We start from the raw sequence: 17,660 nt of genomic DNA on the forward strand, positions 1-17,660 counted from the left end.
GTCGTTGCTGACCGACGTCACGTCGGTCCAGGCGTCGCCGTCGGCGGAGACCTGCACGCGGTAGTCGAGCGCGTACGCCTGCTCCCACACGATGGCCGGGCCACCGGCCGAGGTGGACCCGGAAGGGAGGGTTGATGGAGTTCGACTTCGCCGACGAGCAGCCGAAGCTCCTCATGCTGATGTACGGGCTGGTCGCCTTCGTACTGGTGGTGGGTGGTCTGCTCCTGCTGCTCGACGTGGTGCCGGCCTGGTTCGCCCGCCGACGGGAGGCGCAGCTCGTCGCCGCCTCCGTGAGCGGGGCCCCGCTGCCCCGTCGACCCAAGCAGCGGGAAGGGATCTTCGCGTTCTTCTTCCTGCTGCCGACGCTGCTGCTGCTCACCATCGGCCTGGTCGTGCCGGCCATCCGCACCATGCTGCTCTCCCTGATGAACAGGACCAGCACGGAGTGGGTGGGGTTGGACAACTTCGGCTGGATGTTCTCCGACGACTCGATCGTCCGGGTCCTGATCAACACCCTGGTCTGGGTGCTCCTGGTTCCCCTGGTGGCGACCGGGTTCGGCCTGATCTACGCCGTACTGGTGGACAAGGCCCGGTTCGAGGCGGTGGCCAAGTCACTGATCTTCCTGCCGATGGCCATCTCCTTCGTCGGCGCCAGCATCATCTGGAAGTTCGTCTACGCGTACCGAGGTGAGGGCGACCAGATCGGTCTGCTCAACCAGATCGTGGTCAGCCTGGGCGGTGAGCCCAAGCAGTGGCTGCTCGAATCACCACTGAACACGCTGCTGCTGGTCGTCATCATGATCTGGATCCAGGCCGGCTTCGCCATGGTGGTGCTCTCCGCCGCGATCAAGGCGATCCCCGGCGACATCGTCGAGGCCGCCCGGCTCGACGGGGTCAGCCCGTGGCAGATGTTCTGGCAGATCACCATGCCGAGCATCCGGCCGGCGCTGATCGTCGTGATGGTGACCCTCACGATCGCCACGCTCAAGGTCTTCGACATCGTCCGGACCTCGACCAACGGCAACTACGACACCAGCGTGATCGCCAACGAGATGTACAACCAGGCGTTCCGGTACGGCGAGAACGGGCGGGGTTCCGCGCTCGCGGTCTTCCTCTTCATCCTGGTCATCCCGGTCGTGATCTACCAGATCCGTAACCTCCGTCAGCAGCGGGAGGGCTGAGATGACCACCGCAACGCCCACCGTCGCCACCGGCACCCAGAAGACCGACGGCACCCCCACCACCACGGCCGGGCGGGTCCGCAAGCGCCTGAACAGCCGCACCGCGACGCTCGTCTCGATCGTCATCGCGGTGGTCTGGACCATCCCGACCTTCGGCCTGCTCGTCTCCTCCCTCCGCCCGGAGGACGAGATCAAGACCACCGGCTGGTGGACAGGCTTCACCAACCCGCAGTTCACGTTCGAGAACTACCAGCAGGTCCTGTTCGGGCGGTCGGCGTCCTCCGGGCAGCTTGCCGGGTCCTTCATCAACTCGCTGGCGATCACCATCCCGTCGGTGCTCTTCCCGCTCGCCTTCGCATGCCTCGCCGCGTACGCGCTGGCGTGGATCAACTTCCGCGGCCGGGACTGGCTCTACATCGCGATCTTCGCGTTGCAGATCGTGCCGTTGCAGATGGCCCTGGTGCCGCTGCTGAAGTTCTTCTCCACCGGCGTCACCCTCGGCGGCGTCACCCTGATGCCGGCCTGGGACCTGGTCGACGAGCAGAAGTTCGCCCAGGTGTGGTTCGCGCACACCTGCTTCGCGCTGCCGTTCGCCGTCTTCCTGCTACACAACTTCATCTCGCAACTGCCGGGTGACCTGATGGAGGCGGCCCGGGTCGACGGGGCCACCCACCCGAAGATCTTCCGCACCATCGTGCTGCCCCTGATCACCCCGGCGCTGGCGGCGTTCGGCATCTTCCAGTTCCTCTGGGTCTGGAACGACCTGCTGGTCGCGCTGATCTTCGCGGGTGGCGGCGACGAGACCGCCCCGCTCACCGTCCGGCTCGCCGAAATGGCCGGCACCCGGGGCAACGAGTGGCAGCGCCTGACCGCCGGCGCGTTCGTCAGCATCGTCATACCGCTCATCGTGTTCCTGTCCCTGCAGCGCTTCTTCGTGCGAGGTCTGCTCGCCGGCAGCGTCAAGGGCTGACCCGCGCGCCCGCCGCCGCCTGGCCCCTTGGGCGGCGGCGGGCGCACCGGGCACCGAGCGGGGGAAAACCGTGACGAGGATCGATGATGTGGCCCGGTTGGCCGGAGTGTCCACGGCCACCGTCTCGCGGGCGCTCCGCGGACTGCCGACGGTCTCGGCCGCCACCCGACGCCGGGTGCTCGCCGCCGCCGAGCAGCTCGACTACGAGGTCTCACCGAGCGCGTCCCGGCTCGCCGGCGGCCGTACCGGCACGGTCGCGGTGGTGGTTCCCCGGATCACCCGCTGGTTCTTCAGCACCGTCGTCGAGGCGGTCGAGGAGTACCTGCACCAGTCCGGCTACGACCTGCTGCTCTACAACCTGGGCGGCCGGGAGCAGATCCGCCAGCGGGTCCTGCGGACGGCCAACCTGCACAAGCGGGTGGACGCCATGATGCTGGTCGCCACGCCCCTGCGACCGGCGGACCTGACCGCCTTGGCCGCCCTGGAACTGCCCGGCGTCACCATCAGCTCGGGCAGCCGGGTGCCCAACTGGCCGTGCGTACGCATCGACGACGTGGCCGCCGCGCGGACCGCCACCCGCCACCTGATCGACCTCGGCCACCACCGGATCGCCCACATCTCCGGCGACCCGGACGACGAGTTGGCCTTCACCACCCACCTGGACCGACGGCGGGGTTACCAGGCGGCGCTGCGCTCCGCCGGCCTGCGACCCGACCCGACCCTGGACGTGGAGTCCACCTTCACCATCGACGGCGGCACCCAGGCCACCGCCGAGCTGCTGGCCCGCGGCGAACCGCCGACCGCGATCGTCGCCGCCTGCGACGAGATGGCGATGGGCGCGCTGACCGCCCTGCGTGACGTCGGACTGCGGGTACCGCAGGACGTGAGTGTGATCGGCATCGACGACCACGACCTGGCCAGCGTGCTCGGCCTCAGCACCGTCGCCCAGCCCGCCGCCGAGCAGGGCCGGTTGGCCGCCCAGATGCTGCTCGACCCGCTCGGGGCCCGCCCACCGGGCCCCATCGTCAGTCAGCGGGGCGCCGGTTGCGACACTCCGGTGGTCCTGCCCACCCGGTTGGTGGTCCGGGACTCGACCGCACCGCCCCGGGCACACTGAAATCCACACACCGCACCACGGGAGACGACCCTGAACACCGATCCGACGCAGCAGACCCGCTCCGGTCACCCGGTCACCGGCTGGTGGACCGAGGCCGCCATCTACCAGATCTACCCCCGCTCGTTCGCCGACTCGGACGGGGACGGCATCGGTGACCTGCCCGGCATCACCGCCCGCCTCGACCACCTGGTCGAGCTGGGTGTCGACGCGGTGTGGCTCTCTCCCTTCTACCCCTCGCCGCAGGCCGACGCCGGCTACGACGTGGCCGACTACCGCGACATCGACCCGCTGTTCGGCACCCTCGCCGACGCGGACAAGCTGATCGCCGAGGCCCGGTCCCGCAACCTGCGGGTGATCGTCGACCTGGTGCCCAACCACACCTCCTCGGCGCACCGCTGGTTCCAGGAGGCGCTGTCGGCCGCGCCGGGCAGCCCGCAACGGTCCCGGTACGTCTTCCGGGACGGCCGCGGCCCGGCCGGCGACCAGCCGCCGAACGACTGGCAGAGCGTCTTCGGTGGTCCCGCCTGGACCCGGACGGTCGACCCCGACGGGCAGCCCGGCCAGTGGTACCTGCACCTGTTCGACACCGGCCAGCCGGACCTCAACTGGGACAACCCGGAGGTGCACGCGGAGTTCCTGGACGTGCTGCGGTTCTGGCTGGACCGCGGGGTGGACGGCTTCCGGGTCGACGTGGCGCACGGCCTGATCAAGCAGGCCGACCTGCCCGACTGGCAGGAGCCGCAGGAGATCCTCTCCGGCAACGAGATCGACAAACCGCGCCCGCCGATGTGGGACCAGGACGGCGTGCACGAGATCTACCGGCAGTGGCGGCAGGTGCTGGACAGCTACCCCGGCGAGCGGGTGCTGGTCGCCGAAGCCTGGGTGGAGCCGGCCGAGCGACTGGCCCGCTACGTCCGCCCGGACGAGATGCACCAGGCGTTCAACTTCGAGTACCTGCTCGCCGCGTGGACCGCACCGGCCCAGTACGCGGTGATCACCCGCTCGCTGGAGGCGACCGACTCGGTCGGCGCGCCGACCACCTGGGTGCTGTCCAACCACGACGTGGTGCGGCACGCGTCCCGGCTCGGCCTGCCGATCGGCACCGTACGCCCCAACGGCATCGGCGTCGGCGACCCGCAGCCGGACGCCGCGCTCGGTCTGCGTCGGGCCCGGGCGGCCACCCTGCTGATGCTCGCCCTGCCCGGCTCGGCGTACCTGTTCCAGGGCGAGGAGCTGGGGTTGCCCGAGCACACCACCCTGCCCGACGAGGCCCGGCAGGACCCGACCTGGGCGCGCAGCGGGCACACCCAGCGCGGCCGGGACGGCTGCCGGGTGCCGATCCCGTGGGAGGCCGACGCCCCGTCGTACGGCTTCGGACCGACCGACGCGAGTTGGCTGCCGCAACCCGCGCTCTGGGCGGAGTACGCGCTGGACCGCCAGCGCGACGTGCCCGGCTCGACGTACGAGCTGTACCGCACCGCGCTGCGGTTGCGTCGAGCCCACGGGCTGGGTCGCGGCACCCTGGAGTGGTTGTCCTCCGGCGACGAGGTGCTGACCTTCCGCAACGGTGAGCTGACCGTGCTGACCAACTTCGGTGCCGCCCCGGTGCCGGTGCCGGCCGGTGCCGAGGTACTCGCCGCCAGCGCACCCCTGGACGACGACGGCGCGGTCCCGACCGACGTGACGGTCTGGCTTCGCTCCGCCTGACCCGCCCACCGTCAAGATCGCGCTACTTTCAGGATCTAGTGGCCTCGTCCCGGCCGAAGGCAACTAGAACCAGGAAGTAGCGCGATCTTGCCAGGCGCGGAGCGGGCGCGGGCGGTTAGAGGCGGTCGGCTCGGGTGTGTAGCAGGTCGTGGACGTTGTCGATGTCCGCCGGTGAGGTCCGCGAGGCGAGCCAGTACATGACGCCGGTCGGGATGAAGAAGAGCTGGAACGCGGCCAGCCCGACGGCGAAGTTCAACGGCGGTGGGAACGCGGTCCGCAGCGCCTGGAAGGCCACCCCGACCAGTCCGTTGCCGGCCGCACGACCGACCCCGTTGACCAGGTTGCCCAGGCTGTAGACCGTGCCCCGGTGCTCCGGTGGGTTGACGTCGGCGATCAACGCGAACCAGTTCGGTGAGTTGGCCGAGGTCAACGCGAGCGCCACGATCGCGGTGAGCAGGCTCAGCCCGACCGACGGCTCGGTGAACACACTGGCCAGCACCGCACCGACCACCGCCCCGCCGCTCGCGCCGTCCGGCACGTCGATGGTCACCGGTACGAAGAACAACACCAGGTAGAAGGGCAGCGCGGCGAGGATGCCGACCGAGGCGACCAGCGCCCGCCCTCTCGGGGTACGCCGTTGCACCGAGTCGCCGACCAGCCCGCCCACGATGGACAGCACCCCGCCGAGCTGGAACAGGGTGGCGAAGACGCTGCCCACCACCACCGCGGTCGACGCCGAGTAGCCCTGCGCCTCGGCCCGTTCGGCGAAGAGCACCGGCAGCCAGACCAACGAGCCGAACGCGGCCTGCGCGGTCAGACCCTGCAGGATCAGCCACCGGTTGGTCCGCCGCCCCAGGATGCGTGGCAGGTCGGCGCGGCTGATCCGGTAGTCGTACTCGGCGCCGGCGTCCAGTCGGCCGGCCAACTCCGGCTCGCTCTGGCCCCGCCGGATGTCGTAGGTGAACAGGTAGGCCAGGGTGGCGGCCAGGCCGACGCCGGTCAACAGCAGGAACGGCCGCCGCCAGTCGGTCGACCCGAGCAGCCCGCCGACGAGCGTGCCGGCGAGGGTGCCGACCCCCTGGGAGAGCCCCCAGAAGCTCATCACCAGCCCGCGTCGCCTCGGTGAGATCAGGTCGGTGACCACGGAGAAGCCCACCGAGCCGACCGCGCCGAGACCGACCGCCGCGACCAGCTGCGCGGCCAGGAACGTCAGGTAACCGCCGGCGAGCGCGCTACCGCCGGTGCCCGCCGCCCAGAGCAGCGTGCCCACCATGAGCAGCGGTTTCCGGTTGGTCCGGTCCCCGACATACGCCCAGCCGACCGCGGCGACCGCGCTGACCAGGAAGCTGACCGCGGTGACCACACCGAGCAGCCGGCCGGACACGTCGAACGCGTCGGAGATCGGGCCGTACAGCGGCGGGACCAGCCCGATCGCCACGTTGTCCAGCGAGGCGAGCAGCACGAACACCACGACGCTGTACAGCCGGTGCGCCGGCCCACCGCCCCGACCGTGCGGGCGCCGGTCCGACCCGCCACTGGTCACCGTCATGACCGGCAGCCAACCAGACCCGGTGCCGGGCGTCGTCACGCGGGTGGGTGCCGGTCACCTTCGGCCGGCACCCACCCGTGTCGATCCCGACGCTCAGCGCCGCCCGGAAACCGTTTCGCAGGCTGCACGGTCAGCGCCGGTCGAGCACCAACCCGCGAGCCGCGGCGTACTGGTCGCGCACGGCGGGGACGGCTTGCGCCGCGTACTCCTCGGTGCCCTCGACCGCCCAGACCGGCGGCGCGGCACCACCCAGGGCGACCCAGGCGGCCTGCCGGGCGGCGCCGTCGGCGACGTACTCCCCGGCGGGCGGGACGACGACCGGGCAGCCGAAGACCTGCGGGGCGATCCGACGCACCGCGGCCGACCGGGCGCCGCCGCCGACCAGGATGACCCGGCGGACGGTGGCACCCTGCGCGGTCAGCGCGTCCAGGCCGTCGGCGAGCGCGCAGAGCATGCCCTCGACGGCGGCCCGCGCGAGGTGCGCGGGGGTCGACGTGCGCAGGGTCAGGCCGTGCACCGCGCCGGTGGCGAGCGGTCGGTTCGGCGTCCGCTCCCCCTCCAGGTAGGGCACCATGACCAGCCCGTCCGCCCCGGCCGGCGCGGAGAGCGCCAACTCGGCCAGCTCGTCCAGGCTGACGCCGAGCAGCGCGGCGGCGGCGTCCAGCACCCGGGCCGCGTTGAGCGTGCAGACCAGCGGCAGGAACCGACCGGACGCGTCGGCGAAGCCCGCCACCGCACCGCTCTCGTCGGCGGCCGGCACGTCGGCGACGCTGAACACGGTGCCGGAGGTGCCGATCGAGACGACCACGTCACCCGGGCCGGCGCCGACGCCCAGTGCGGCGGCGGCGTTGTCCCCGGTGCCGGCGCCGAGCAGCGCGCCGCCCGGCCCGCCCAGCTCGTCGGCGAGCTTCCCCGCCGACTCCGCCGGACCGAGCACCTCGGGCACCACCAACCGCCGACCGAAGCCCCGCTCCAGCAGGTCCAGTCGGTAGTCGCCGGTCGCCGGCGACCAGTAACCGGTGCCGCTGGCGTCGCCCCGGTCGGTACGCAGCGCGCCCAGTCCGGGTGCGCCGGCCAGCCGCCAGGTCAGCCAGTCGTGCGGCAGGCAGACGGCGGCCACCCGGGCGGCCAACTCCGGTTCGTGCCTGGCCAGCCAGCGCAGCTTCGTGATGGTGAAGCTGGCCACCGGAACGCTGCCGGTGGCCTCGGCCCAGAATCGGCTTCCGGCCTGGCCGCCGCCGGCCTCCTCGACGAGGTCGGCGGCGGCGTCGGCGGATCGGGTGTCGTTCCACAGCAGTGCCGGGCGGACCACCCGGCCGTCCTCGTCGAGGCACACCATGCCGTGCTGCTGGCCGGCGACGGAGATCGCCGCCACGTCGGCCAACCCGCCGGCCTGGTCGGCGGCACTACGCAGCGCCTGCCACCAGGCTTCCGGGTCGACCTCCGTGCCGTCCGGGTGCGGTGCTCGGCCCTGCCGGAGCAGGGTGCCGGTCTCCGCGTCCCGGATCACCACCTTGCAGGACTGCGTGGACGAGTCGACGCCTGCGACCAACGGCATGGCGGGGCCTCAGCGGGCGCCGAGCAGGTGCTCGACGGCGAGCTGGTTGAGCCGGACGAAGGCGAAGCCCCGGGCGGCCACCGCGTCCACGTCGACATCCTCGAACGCGGACCGGTCGGCCAGGAACTCGTCGTAGCTCTCGCCGTCGCCGAGCGTCGGCGTGCTCAGCTCGCCGACCTTGCTGGCGGCGAGCGCCTCGATCACCTCGGGGTCGGCCCGGAATGCCGCCGCGCGCTCCTTGAGCAGCAGGTAGGTGCTCATGTTGGCCGCCGCGGAGGCCCACACGCCGTCCATGTCCTCGGTGCGGGAGGGCTTGTAGTCGAAGTGCCGCGGCCCGTCGTAGGCCGGCCCGCCGTTGGGGCCGCCGTTCTCCAGGAGGTCCACCAGGGCGAACGCGTTCATCAGGTCACCGTGGCCGAAGACCAGGTCCTGGTCGTACTTGATGCCGCGCTGGCCGTTGAGGTCGAGGTGGAACAGCTTGCCCTGCCAGAGCGCCTGGGCGATGCCGTGGGCGTAGTTGAGCCCGGCCATCTGCTCGTGCCCGACCTCCGGGTTGAGGCCGACCAGCTCCGGGTGCGCCAGTTGGGAGATGAAGCCGAGCGCGTGCCCGATGGTGGGCAGCAGGATGTCGCCGCGCGGCTCGTTGGGCTTGGGCTCCAGGGCGAACCGCAGGTTGTAGCCCTTGTCGATGCTGTACTGGGTGAGCAGGTTGACGGCCTCGCGGTAGCGGTCCAGCGCGGCGCGGACGTCCTTGGCGAGGTCGTACTCGGAGCCCTCGCGGCCACCCCACATGACGAAGGTGCTGGCGCCCAGCTCGGCGGCCAGGTCGACCTGCCGCAGCACCTTACGCAGGGCGAAGCGGCGGACGTCGCGGTCGTTGCTGGTGAAGCCGCCGTCCTTGAAGATCGGGTGGGTGAAGAGGTTGGTGGTGACCATGGGCACCACCAGCCCGGTCTCGTCGAGGGCCTTGCGGAACCGGGCGATGTGCTGGTCACGGCTGGCGGCGTCGACGCCGAACGGGATCAGGTCGTCGTCGTGGAACGTGATGCCGTACGCGCCCAGCTCGGCGAGCCGGTGCACTGCCTCGACCGCGTCGAGCTCGGGACGGGTGGCGTCACCGAACGGGTCGCGGGCCTGCCAGCCCACGGTCCAGAGCCCGAAGGAGAACTTGTCGGCGGGGGTGGGACGGGGTGCCATGAGCGACCTCCGGGTGGTGTTGTCCGCTATTTGTTCAGCGATTGAATTATTTGCCCGCCATATGGCACTGTCAAGGGGTGAGCCTCACCCACGCCCCGGCCGGCGCAGTCCGGCAGGGCAGTCTGCGCGAGCTCAACCTCGCCCTGGTCCTCGGCCGGATCGCCGCGGCCGATCGACCTCCGTCCCGGGCCGACCTGGCGACCGCGACCGGCCTCACCAGAGCCACCGTGTCCGCGGTGGTCGAGGACCTGCTCGGCGGCCGGTTGGTCAGTGAGTCCGAACCGGCGCCCCGCTCCGGCGCCGGTCGGCCGGCCCGTGGACTGGTCCTGGCCGACCAGGGGCCGGCCGGACTCGGCCTGGAGGTCAACGTCGACTACCTGGCGGTCTGCGTGGTGGACCTCGCCGGCCAGGTCCGGCACCGCACGGTGCACCGAGCCGATCTGCGCCCGGTGGCCCCCGCCGACGCCCTGGCCCGGCTGGTCGAGATGGCCGGGACGGCCCGTGACGAAGCCGCCCGGCACGACCTCACCCTGGTCGGGGCCGCGCTCGCGGTGCCCGGCCTGGTGGACGACAGCGGGCTGGTCCGGCTCGCGCCGAACCTAGGCTGGCGCGACGTGCCGGTGCCCGCGCTGCTCGCCGAGCATCCTCCGCTGATCGAGCAGGTGCCCGGCGTGCCCGCGCTGACGGTGGACAACGAGGCCAACCTCGCCGCACTCGGCGAGCTGCACTCCCGGCCACCCGGCCCGTCCAGTTTCCTGCACATATCCGGAGAGGTCGGCATCGGCGCCGGCATCGTGCTGGACGGGGCGCTGTTTCGCGGCGTACGCGGGTGGAGCGGGGAGATCGGGCACCTCCCGGTCCACCCCGAGGGCCGCCCGTGCCGCTGCGGTGGGCAGGGCTGCCTGGAGCAGTACGCCGGCCAGGAGGCGATCGTGTCCGCCGCCGGGCTGGCCCGGGCGGAGCTTCCCGCGGACACCGCGACCGCACGGCTGGCCGAGCTGGCCGAGGCCGGCGACGCCGACGCGCTGCGGGCGCTGCGCGACGCCGGGACAGCGCTCGGCGTCGCGGTGGCCGGCGTCGTCAACCTGCTCGACCTGGACACTGTGGTGCTCGGTGGCGGTTACGCGGCGCTGGCGCCCTGGCTGTGCCCTCCGGTGCTCGCCGAGATCGGCAGTCGGGTGCTCACCGCCGCCTGGTCGCCGGTCACGGTTCGACCGTCGACGCTCGGCGCGGAGGCCGCCGCGGTAGGGGCCGCCGGCTCGGTGGTGCGCCGGATCGTCGCCCAGCCGGCCGGATGGCTGGCCCGACCAAGCTGATCACCGCTCGCGCCGCGGTTTCCGTCGGGGCCGATCGGTATCCTTGCCCTCGGGCAACGATCCGGTGAGGAGTCGAGAAGCAGCATGCGCACACGTCGTCAGACGCGGGCCGGCGTCCGGCGGTGACCACGACCCGGCAACCCGGCGGCACCCCGTTGCCGGGCGACGAGCGGTTGGCCCGCGAGCTGCTCGACGGGCTCGCCGAGGCCGTGCTGACCACGGACCAGACCGGCCGGGTCACCCTCGTCAACGCCATGGCGGCAGAGCTGCTCCCGGAGATCGACGCCGGCATCGAGTTGGCCCGCTGCCCGGTGGCTCCCCTGGCCCAGGCGGTCGCCAGCGGCGCGGACCGCTTCGACGCCGAGCACCACGGCCGTCGACTGCGCGGCGCCCGGCGGCAACTGGCCGGCCCCCGCTACGCGTGGTATATCCGCGACGTCACCGAGGAGCACGCCCGCGCCGACGCCCTGCTCGCCGAACGCTCCCGCACCGCGTTCCTCGCCCAGGCCGGCAGCCGGCTCGCGCTGACCCTGCACCGGGACCAGGTTCTCCAGACCGCCACCACGCTCGCCGTGCCCCACCTGGCCGACGTCGCCGTGGCGCTACCCCGACCGGCCGCGCCGGCCGAGCCGCACGCCCGGTGGACGCGGTACGCCGATGGCGAGCCCGCCCCCGTCACCGGGCTGGCCGGCCCCGCGCTGACCGACAGCATGGCCGGGCTTGCCGAGGCGGTGGCCGGCGACCGCGCCGAGCCGGGCCCCTGGCCGGACGCCCCGCCCGCCGACCTGGCCGCCCTGCTGCCGCCCGGGTTCGCCGCCGGCACGGCGCTGGTCAGCCCGCTGCTCAACGCCGGCGGATCAGCCGGCGACCTGCTGCTCATCCGTCGGTCCGGGCGGGCCGCCTTCGACCCGCGCGACGTCGAGCTGGCCCGGGAGTTCGCCGCCCGCGTGGGTTCCGCCCTGGCCACCGCCGACCTGCACGGTGAGCAGGCCCACCTGGCCCGGGTGTTGCAGGCCAGCCTGCTCCCGCCCGCGCTGCCCGTCGTGCCCGGTGTGACCATGGCCGGCGGCTACCGGGCCGCCGGCGACACGCTGCGCATCGGCGGCGACTTCTACGAGGTGTTCCCGCACCCACGGGGCGCCCTGTTCGCGCTCGGCGACGTGTGCGGCAAGGGTGTCGGCGCGGCGGTGCTGACCGGCCGGGTCCGCCAGTCGTTGCAGACGCTGCGGCTCGTCGAACAACGCCCGCGGGAGCTGATCCACCTGCTCAACCAGGCGCTGTTCGACGCCCCGGACGCGGCACGGCGCAGCCAGTTCACCACCCTGCTCCTCGGCTCCCTCGACCTGGGGCCGACCGGGTTGGACATCCGGATCGCCGGTGGGGGCCATCCCGCACCGCTGCTGGTCACCGCCGACGGCACGGTCACCCCGGTACCGGTCGGTGGCATGCCGGTGGGGGCGCTGACCACCGCGCGGTTCGCCGAGACCCGGGTGCACCTCGACCCGGGCGACCTGCTGTTCGCGTACACCGACGGGGTGACCGAGGCGCGCGGCCCGCGCGACGCGGCGATGTTCGGCGAGGCCCGGCTGCGGGCCGCGCTCGGGTCGGCGGCCGGGCAGCCCCCGGCGGCGCTGATCGACCGGGTGCTCGGGGCCGTCGACGTCTGGCTGGACGGCCAGGCACACGACGACATCGCGATGCTCGCCGTGAGCGCGTCAGCGTGACCGACGGGGGCGCGGGCCTGACCGGCTCGATCAGGCGGTACGTGCCACCGGCGGGTCGTCGGCCGGCCACTCCCGGGTGGCGCCGACCGATCGTTCCAGGCCGCCCGACGGCCCCGTCCACACCGCGCGGGTCGGCCGGCCCGGATCGACCGACCAGTCGTCCGACCGCCCACCGGGGCGGTCCGGGTCGTTCGGCCAGTCTCCCTGGCTCGTCGACTCGCCCGGTGCCGGCGGCTTCTGCGCCTGTTGGCGGCGCGCGACCTCGTCGAATTCCCGCATTCCGCGCAGCAGCGCGTCGCGGCCCTCCACGCTCATCCCGTCCAGCACCGCGGCGAGTTGGGTCTGTCGGTCGGCCCGCAGCTCGGAGAGGAGCCGGCGGGCCTCCGGGGTGAGGTGCAGCGAGATCTCCCGCCGGTCGAAGCGACCGGGCTCGCGTTCCAGCATGCCGGCGGCGACCAACCGGTCGCAGAGGCGGCTGGCGGAGCTGAGCAACATGTCGAGTCGGGTGGCGAGCCGACGCAGGTTGATCCCGTCGGACTGCTCAACCACCATCACTGCCCGTAACTGGGCGCCGGAGACCCGGCTGGCGGTAGCCTCCCGGGCAGACTCCCAGACGCCCAGCAGGGCAGCGGCCGCCGCGTCCAGCGCGGCAGCCATACTCGTCTCAGGGTCCGTCGGACGGTTCAGTTCGGCCATGGTGGCCCGAGACTACTCCGAACTTACTGGTGGTCGAGCTTTCAACGAGGGAGCGACGATGAGCGAACCGGTCAATCAGGCACGACGTGCCCTGAACGAGACACCGGCTGACCGGCTCGTCGGTGGTATCGAGAAAGTGCTCACCCGGTCGTACGGGATCACCGACGTCGAACTCTACCAAGTCGACTACCGCCTCGCCGAGCTGCTGCCACTCACCGAGGGTGACTCGATCACCAGCCCCGGACATCCGGCCTGGCGCGCCTTCGACCACCAGGCGCCGATCCTCACCGACGGCACCGCCTGGTTGCCGGTCACCATGCGTGGCGAGCGGCGGGGGGTGCTCTGCCTGTCCCCCGTTCCGGACGACCAGGAGGTGATCGCCGAGCTGGCCGACGTCGCCACCGCGCTCGCCCACGAGGTGGCGGCGGTGTCCGCCGGCACCGACGTCTATCGGGCCGCGCGGCGCACCCAACGCCTCACCCTGGCCGCCGAGATGCAGTGGGACCTGCTCCCCGGCCGCAGCCGGATCCGTCCCTCGTTCAGCCTGGCCGGGCAGCTGGAGCCGGCGTACGCGGTGCGGGGCGACAGCTTCGACTGGTCCGACGACGGGCAGCGGCTCTGGTTGTCCACCATCAACGGCACCGGTGAGGGCGTGGCCGCCTCCCTGCTCACCTCGCTGGCCACCCACGCGTTGCGCAACGCGCGCCGGGCCGGGTTGAGCCTGGCCGACCAGACCGCCCTCGCCGACCAGGCCATCTACGACCTGTACCGGGGCGAGCAGCACCTCTCCGCGTTGCTGATGGAGCTGGACCTGCGCTCCGGAATGATGACCGTGGTGGACGCCGGGTCACCCCGACTGGTCCTGCTACGCGGCGGGGAGGTCACCGAGCAACCCCTGGAGGCACAGTTCCCGCTGGGCATGTTCGAGGCGACCGACTACCACGAGCAGAAGTTCCCGCTGGAGATCGGTGACCGGCTCTTCGTGGTCAGCGACGGGGTGGTGGAGGCCACCGGGCAGCACACCCGCTACGGCGAGACCGCACTGGACCGGTTCCTGCGGCGGACCGGCCCGATGGCGCCCCTGGACGCCGTCCGGTCGCTGATCGGTGACCTGCGCGCGTTCGTGGCCGGCGACCTGGTCGACGACGCGGTGGTCGTATGCCTGGACTGGACCGGCCCACAACCGTGACCGGTGGTCAGTACGCTCCGCGCCCGTTCAGCACCGCGCCGAAGGTCTTCCAGAGGATGGTGAGGTCGGCGGCGAGGGACCAGTTCTCCACGTAGTACAGATCGAGCCGGATGCCGTCCTCCCAGCTCAGGTCGGAGCGGCCACTGACCTGCCACAGGCCGGTCATGCCCGGCTTGACCAGCAGTCGCCGGGCCACGTCGCCGTCGTACCGGGCCACCTCGGACGGCAGCGGCGGACGCGGCCCGACCAGACTCATCTGACCCAGCAGCACGTTGACCAACTGCGGCAGCTCGTCAAGTGACCACTTGCGCAGCAGCCGGCCGACGCGGGTGACCCGGGGGTCGTGGCGCATCTTGAACATCAGGCCGTCGGTCTCGTTGCGCGCGGTCAACTCGGCGAGCATCGCGTCCGCGTTCACCACCATGGTCCGGAACTTGAACACGTCGAACTCCTGCCCGCCCCGGCCGACGCGGACCTGCCGGAACAGCACCGGACCCCGGCTGTCCAGTTTGATGGCCAGAGCGATGAACGCGATGAGCGGCAGCAGCACCGCCAGCGCCAGCGACGAGACGGACCGGTCGACGAGACCCTTGACCAGCTTGCGGGCCCCGCGGAACTCGGGCGCCTCGACGTGGATCAGCGGCAGGCCGGCGACGGGACGGGTGTGGATCCGTGGGCCGGCGACGTCGGTCAGCGCGGGTGCCACCACCAGGTCGACGCCGGTGCCCTCCAACTGCCAGCCGAGGCGGCGCAGCCGGGCTGCGGTCAACTCGCCGGAGGCGGTCACCGCGACCGTGTCCGCGCCGATCGCGGTGGCGGCCTCCGGGATGCCCCGGAACGACCCCACCACCGGCACGTCATCCAACCGTTGCGCCACCGGGGCGAGCAGCGCGTCCGGGATGCAGGCGCCCACCACCTGGTAGCCGGCGTACGGCTCGCGGCGCAGCGTGTGCACCAACTCCAACACGTGGGCGGTGTCGCCGACCACCAGCACCTTGCGGGACCAGCCGGCCCCCAGCGAGCGGGCCCGGTGCAGGCGCTTGCGGGCCGCGAACCGTGCCACCTCCAGCCCGACGGTGCCCACCGCGAACGAGATGCCCAGGAAGCCACGGGAGACACCGACGTCGGCGATGTAGCCGACGATGGCTATCGCCCCGGCCAGGCGCAGGCTGGCGGAGCTGACCCGTCGGTACTCGTCCGCCCCGTAGCCGATCACCCGGTCGTCGTAACAGCCGAGCGCCTTGAGCGAGATCAGCCAGGTCAGGACCAGACCGGGGGCCACCAGCACGTACGGGATCTCCGAGCCGGTCGGCTCGTCGTCACCGAACCGGGCGACGTACCCGATGAGCAGCGCGATGATGAGGATGGTGGTGTCCAGCACCACCAGGACCCGGATGTAGGACCGTTCGTCGGCGCGGGCGACCAGCCCGGCTCGGAGGCCGTCCGGCTCCGCCGACGTGGCGGGGGTCAACAGTGTCGTCACGGTCACCGGCCCTCCCACTCTGTACAGGATGGCCCCGGCCGACGGGGTCGGACCGGAGGCGGACCGACTATGCCGGAACAGTCGACATCCTGCCTCGCCAACTATGACCGCCGATTACTTCCGACGTATTGCCGTCACTTTTTCAACCCGGTGGGAGAGAAGGGGCCTGCCACACCAGATCGACGGTACGGCAGGCCCCTGGACGTCTGAGCGTCGGATCAGCGCGGTGCCGGTGGACGACGCGCGATGGCACTGAGGAAGATGCTGCCGATCTCGTTCGGGTCCTTGGTGACGAAGACGTCGCCACCGGTCACCTTGGTGATCGACTCCAGCTCCGCCTTGCTGACGCCCTCGCCGATACCGATCATGATGACCTGGACGGGTCGCTCCGGGTCGGCGAGCTGCTTGAGCTTCGCGAGCAACTGCTGCTGGTTGAGGCCGTTGTCGTCCTCGTTCTTGCCGTCGGTGAACAGCACGATCGAGTTGACCCGGCCGGGCTGCCAGTCCTCCTGCACCGCCTGGTACGCGGCCAACATCGTGTCGTAGAGGCCGGTGTCGCCGCTGGACGGCTTGATGGTGGCGAGCGCGCCCTCCAACTGGGCCCGCTGGCCGGAGAGCGGCCCGATGGGAACGAGTTGCCGGTAGTCCCGGTTGCCGACCAGCTTGGTGGAGAAGGTCCACAGGCCGATCGACCAGGAGTCGTCGAACAGACCGAGGCCGCGGCGTGCCGCGTCGACGGTCACCTCCTCCCGGCTGCGGTTGTTGGCGCTCGGCACCTCGTCCTTCATCGAGCCGGAGACGTCGATGACGGCCAGCATCCGACCGGACTGGGTGGCGATCGACCAGCTGGAGACGACCCGCTGGATGGCGGCCGGGTCCAGGCCACCCGCCGCGGTGCCACCGTTCGCCGGTGCGGTCGGCGCGCCACCGGACGGGCTCGGCGCACCCTGCGGCGCCTTGAAACCCTCGCCCCAGTTGCCGTCCGGCGCGCGCAGCGACTGCGCGGCCAGCCGGTTACGGAAGGTGGGGCTGGTGAGCAGCTCGAACAGCACCCGGGCGGCCGACGCCTTGCTCGGCTCGATGCCGGGCAGCACCGCGTACGGGTAGTCCAGCGGCATCGGCGCCGGCTCCATGTAGAGCGCGGCGAGCGGCACCGGCGGCTTCTTGCTGTTGTAGGCGATCACGTCTTCTTCGGACAGGGCCGCCGCTCCGAGCCCACTGGCGATGGAGGTCGCGTCGTTGGCCGTCGGGAAGCGGGCCAGCAGGTCGTTGCGGAGCGAGGAACGACCGGTGGCCAGGGCGCGGAGCGCGCCGACGGTGTTGCGCTGGGCGTCGCCGCCGGCGGCACTGGCGGCCGCGGTCAGCGAGAGCAGGCCGGACAGGCCCGCCGCGTCGCGGGTCGGCTCGACGATCCCGGTACGCAACGGCGTGCTGGTGTTGACCTGCTTGAGCAGATCGGTCCAGTTGAACTTCTTGTCCGGCCAGCCCAGCCGGGTGGCGATCGGCTCGGGCATCGCGACGACGATCGGGCTACGTGCGATGGACGCGCCGTTGGTCGGCGCGAACGCGGTCGCGTCCTTCTTCAACCGCAGCAGCCAGGTCGACGAGTCCGGCACCCAGACGTCCGGGCTGACGGCCGTGCCACTGGCCTGACCGACGCCGGCCAGTACGGCGCCGTGCTTGGCGGCCACCACGGCCGCCACGTCGACCGGGTCGGACGCGGAGACGTCGACACGGATGCAGGTCGGGCCCACCGCGGCGCCGTCCTTGACCCACTGGGACGCGGCGGCGTCAACCGCCGGCGCGAGCTCGGAGGCGACCGCCACGGCGAGCCGGATCTCGCCTGAGCAGTTGGGCTGGATCAACTCCCGATAGCCGAACCACGCGCCCGTCGTGACGACGAGCACCCCCGCCGTCGCGGCGGCGGCTGCTAGGTGGAGTTTCGAACGCATGCGATGGCGGCCTGCTGACAC

13 protein-coding genes are annotated in these 17,660 nt (G+C 72.1%); 7 read left to right on the forward strand and 6 right to left on the reverse strand.

Annotation, left to right across the window (positions count from 1 at the left end; all coding sequences use genetic code 11):
• The first annotated feature begins 134 nt into the window (after positions 1 to 134).
• The 4 genes from AB0J33_RS17410 (at position 135) to AB0J33_RS17425 (ending at position 4,975) form a co-directional block, all read left to right on the forward strand.
• Positions 135 to 1,181 (forward strand): sugar ABC transporter permease, encoded by a 1,047-nt coding sequence (locus AB0J33_RS17410; RefSeq protein WP_363614639.1) that lies wholly within the window; start codon positions 135 to 137, stop codon positions 1,179 to 1,181.
• A 1-nt stretch (position 1,182) separates the two neighbouring features.
• Positions 1,183 to 2,151 carry a carbohydrate ABC transporter permease gene (locus tag AB0J33_RS17415; RefSeq protein WP_363614641.1) on the forward strand — a complete coding sequence of 323 codons (969 nt, stop codon included), beginning with the start codon at positions 1,183 to 1,185 and terminating at the stop codon, positions 2,149 to 2,151.
• A gap of 70 nt (positions 2,152 to 2,221) precedes the next feature.
• A complete protein-coding gene (locus AB0J33_RS17420; RefSeq protein ID WP_363614643.1) occupies positions 2,222 to 3,268 on the forward strand; it encodes a LacI family DNA-binding transcriptional regulator in 1,047 nt (348 codons plus the stop codon).
• A 30-nt stretch (positions 3,269 to 3,298) separates the two neighbouring features.
• Positions 3,299 to 4,975 (forward strand): glycoside hydrolase family 13 protein, encoded by a 1,677-nt coding sequence (locus AB0J33_RS17425; RefSeq protein WP_363615184.1) that lies wholly within the window; start codon positions 3,299 to 3,301, stop codon positions 4,973 to 4,975.
• A gap of 115 nt (positions 4,976 to 5,090) precedes the next feature.
• Here the strand turns inward: AB0J33_RS17425 and AB0J33_RS17430 are convergent, their stop codons facing one another.
• The 3 genes from AB0J33_RS17430 to xylA all read right to left on the reverse strand — a co-directional run bounded on the left by AB0J33_RS17430 (position 5,091) and on the right by xylA (position 9,279).
• The gene (locus AB0J33_RS17430) at positions 5,091 to 6,524 is read right to left on the reverse strand and encodes an MFS transporter (RefSeq protein ID WP_363614645.1); all 1,434 of its coding nucleotides are present in this window, start codon (positions 6,522 to 6,524) and stop codon (positions 5,091 to 5,093) included.
• A 130-nt stretch (positions 6,525 to 6,654) separates the two neighbouring features.
• Positions 6,655 to 8,082: a xylulokinase gene (gene xylB, locus AB0J33_RS17435; protein ID WP_363614647.1), complete on the reverse strand. Its 1,428-nt coding sequence runs from the start codon at positions 8,080 to 8,082 to the stop codon at positions 6,655 to 6,657.
• 9 nt (positions 8,083 to 8,091) lie between these two features.
• The gene (gene xylA / locus AB0J33_RS17440) at positions 8,092 to 9,279 is read right to left on the reverse strand and encodes a xylose isomerase (protein ID WP_363614649.1); all 1,188 of its coding nucleotides are present in this window, start codon (positions 9,277 to 9,279) and stop codon (positions 8,092 to 8,094) included.
• 77 nt (positions 9,280 to 9,356) lie between these two features.
• On the opposite strand from xylA, the gene AB0J33_RS17445 reads away from it, so the two are divergent.
• Positions 9,357 to 10,595: an ROK family transcriptional regulator gene (locus AB0J33_RS17445; protein ID WP_363614651.1), complete on the forward strand. Its 1,239-nt coding sequence runs from the start codon at positions 9,357 to 9,359 to the stop codon at positions 10,593 to 10,595.
• Between the two features lie 122 nt (positions 10,596 to 10,717).
• Positions 10,718 to 12,319: a GAF domain-containing SpoIIE family protein phosphatase gene (locus tag AB0J33_RS17450; protein ID WP_363614653.1), complete on the forward strand. Its 1,602-nt coding sequence runs from the start codon at positions 10,718 to 10,720 to the stop codon at positions 12,317 to 12,319.
• 30 nt (positions 12,320 to 12,349) lie between these two features.
• Here the strand turns inward: AB0J33_RS17450 and AB0J33_RS17455 are convergent, their stop codons facing one another.
• Positions 12,350 to 12,976, reverse strand: coding sequence for a MarR family transcriptional regulator (locus AB0J33_RS17455; RefSeq protein ID WP_363614655.1), 627 nt, complete (start codon positions 12,974 to 12,976; stop codon positions 12,350 to 12,352).
• 97 nt (positions 12,977 to 13,073) lie between these two features.
• Here AB0J33_RS17455 and AB0J33_RS17460 point away from each other — a divergent pair, with 97 nt between their 5' ends.
• The gene (locus AB0J33_RS17460) at positions 13,074 to 14,204 is read left to right on the forward strand and encodes a PP2C family protein-serine/threonine phosphatase (protein ID WP_363614657.1); all 1,131 of its coding nucleotides are present in this window, start codon (positions 13,074 to 13,076) and stop codon (positions 14,202 to 14,204) included.
• A gap of 7 nt (positions 14,205 to 14,211) precedes the next feature.
• On the opposite strand, the gene AB0J33_RS17465 is transcribed toward AB0J33_RS17460, so the two are convergent.
• Both AB0J33_RS17465 and AB0J33_RS17470 read right to left on the reverse strand, forming a co-directional pair.
• Entirely contained in the window at positions 14,212 to 15,693 is a 1,482-nt protein-coding gene (locus AB0J33_RS17465; RefSeq protein WP_363614659.1) for a sugar transferase, read from the reverse strand.
• Between the two features lie 212 nt (positions 15,694 to 15,905).
• Positions 15,906 to 17,660, reverse strand: coding sequence for a substrate-binding domain-containing protein (locus AB0J33_RS17470; RefSeq protein ID WP_363614661.1), 1,755 nt, complete (start codon positions 17,658 to 17,660; stop codon positions 15,906 to 15,908).

Origin of the sequence: Micromonospora sp. NPDC049645 (assembly GCF_040675155.1) — a bacterium.
Classification (GTDB): domain Bacteria; phylum Actinomycetota; class Actinomycetes; order Mycobacteriales; family Micromonosporaceae; genus Micromonospora.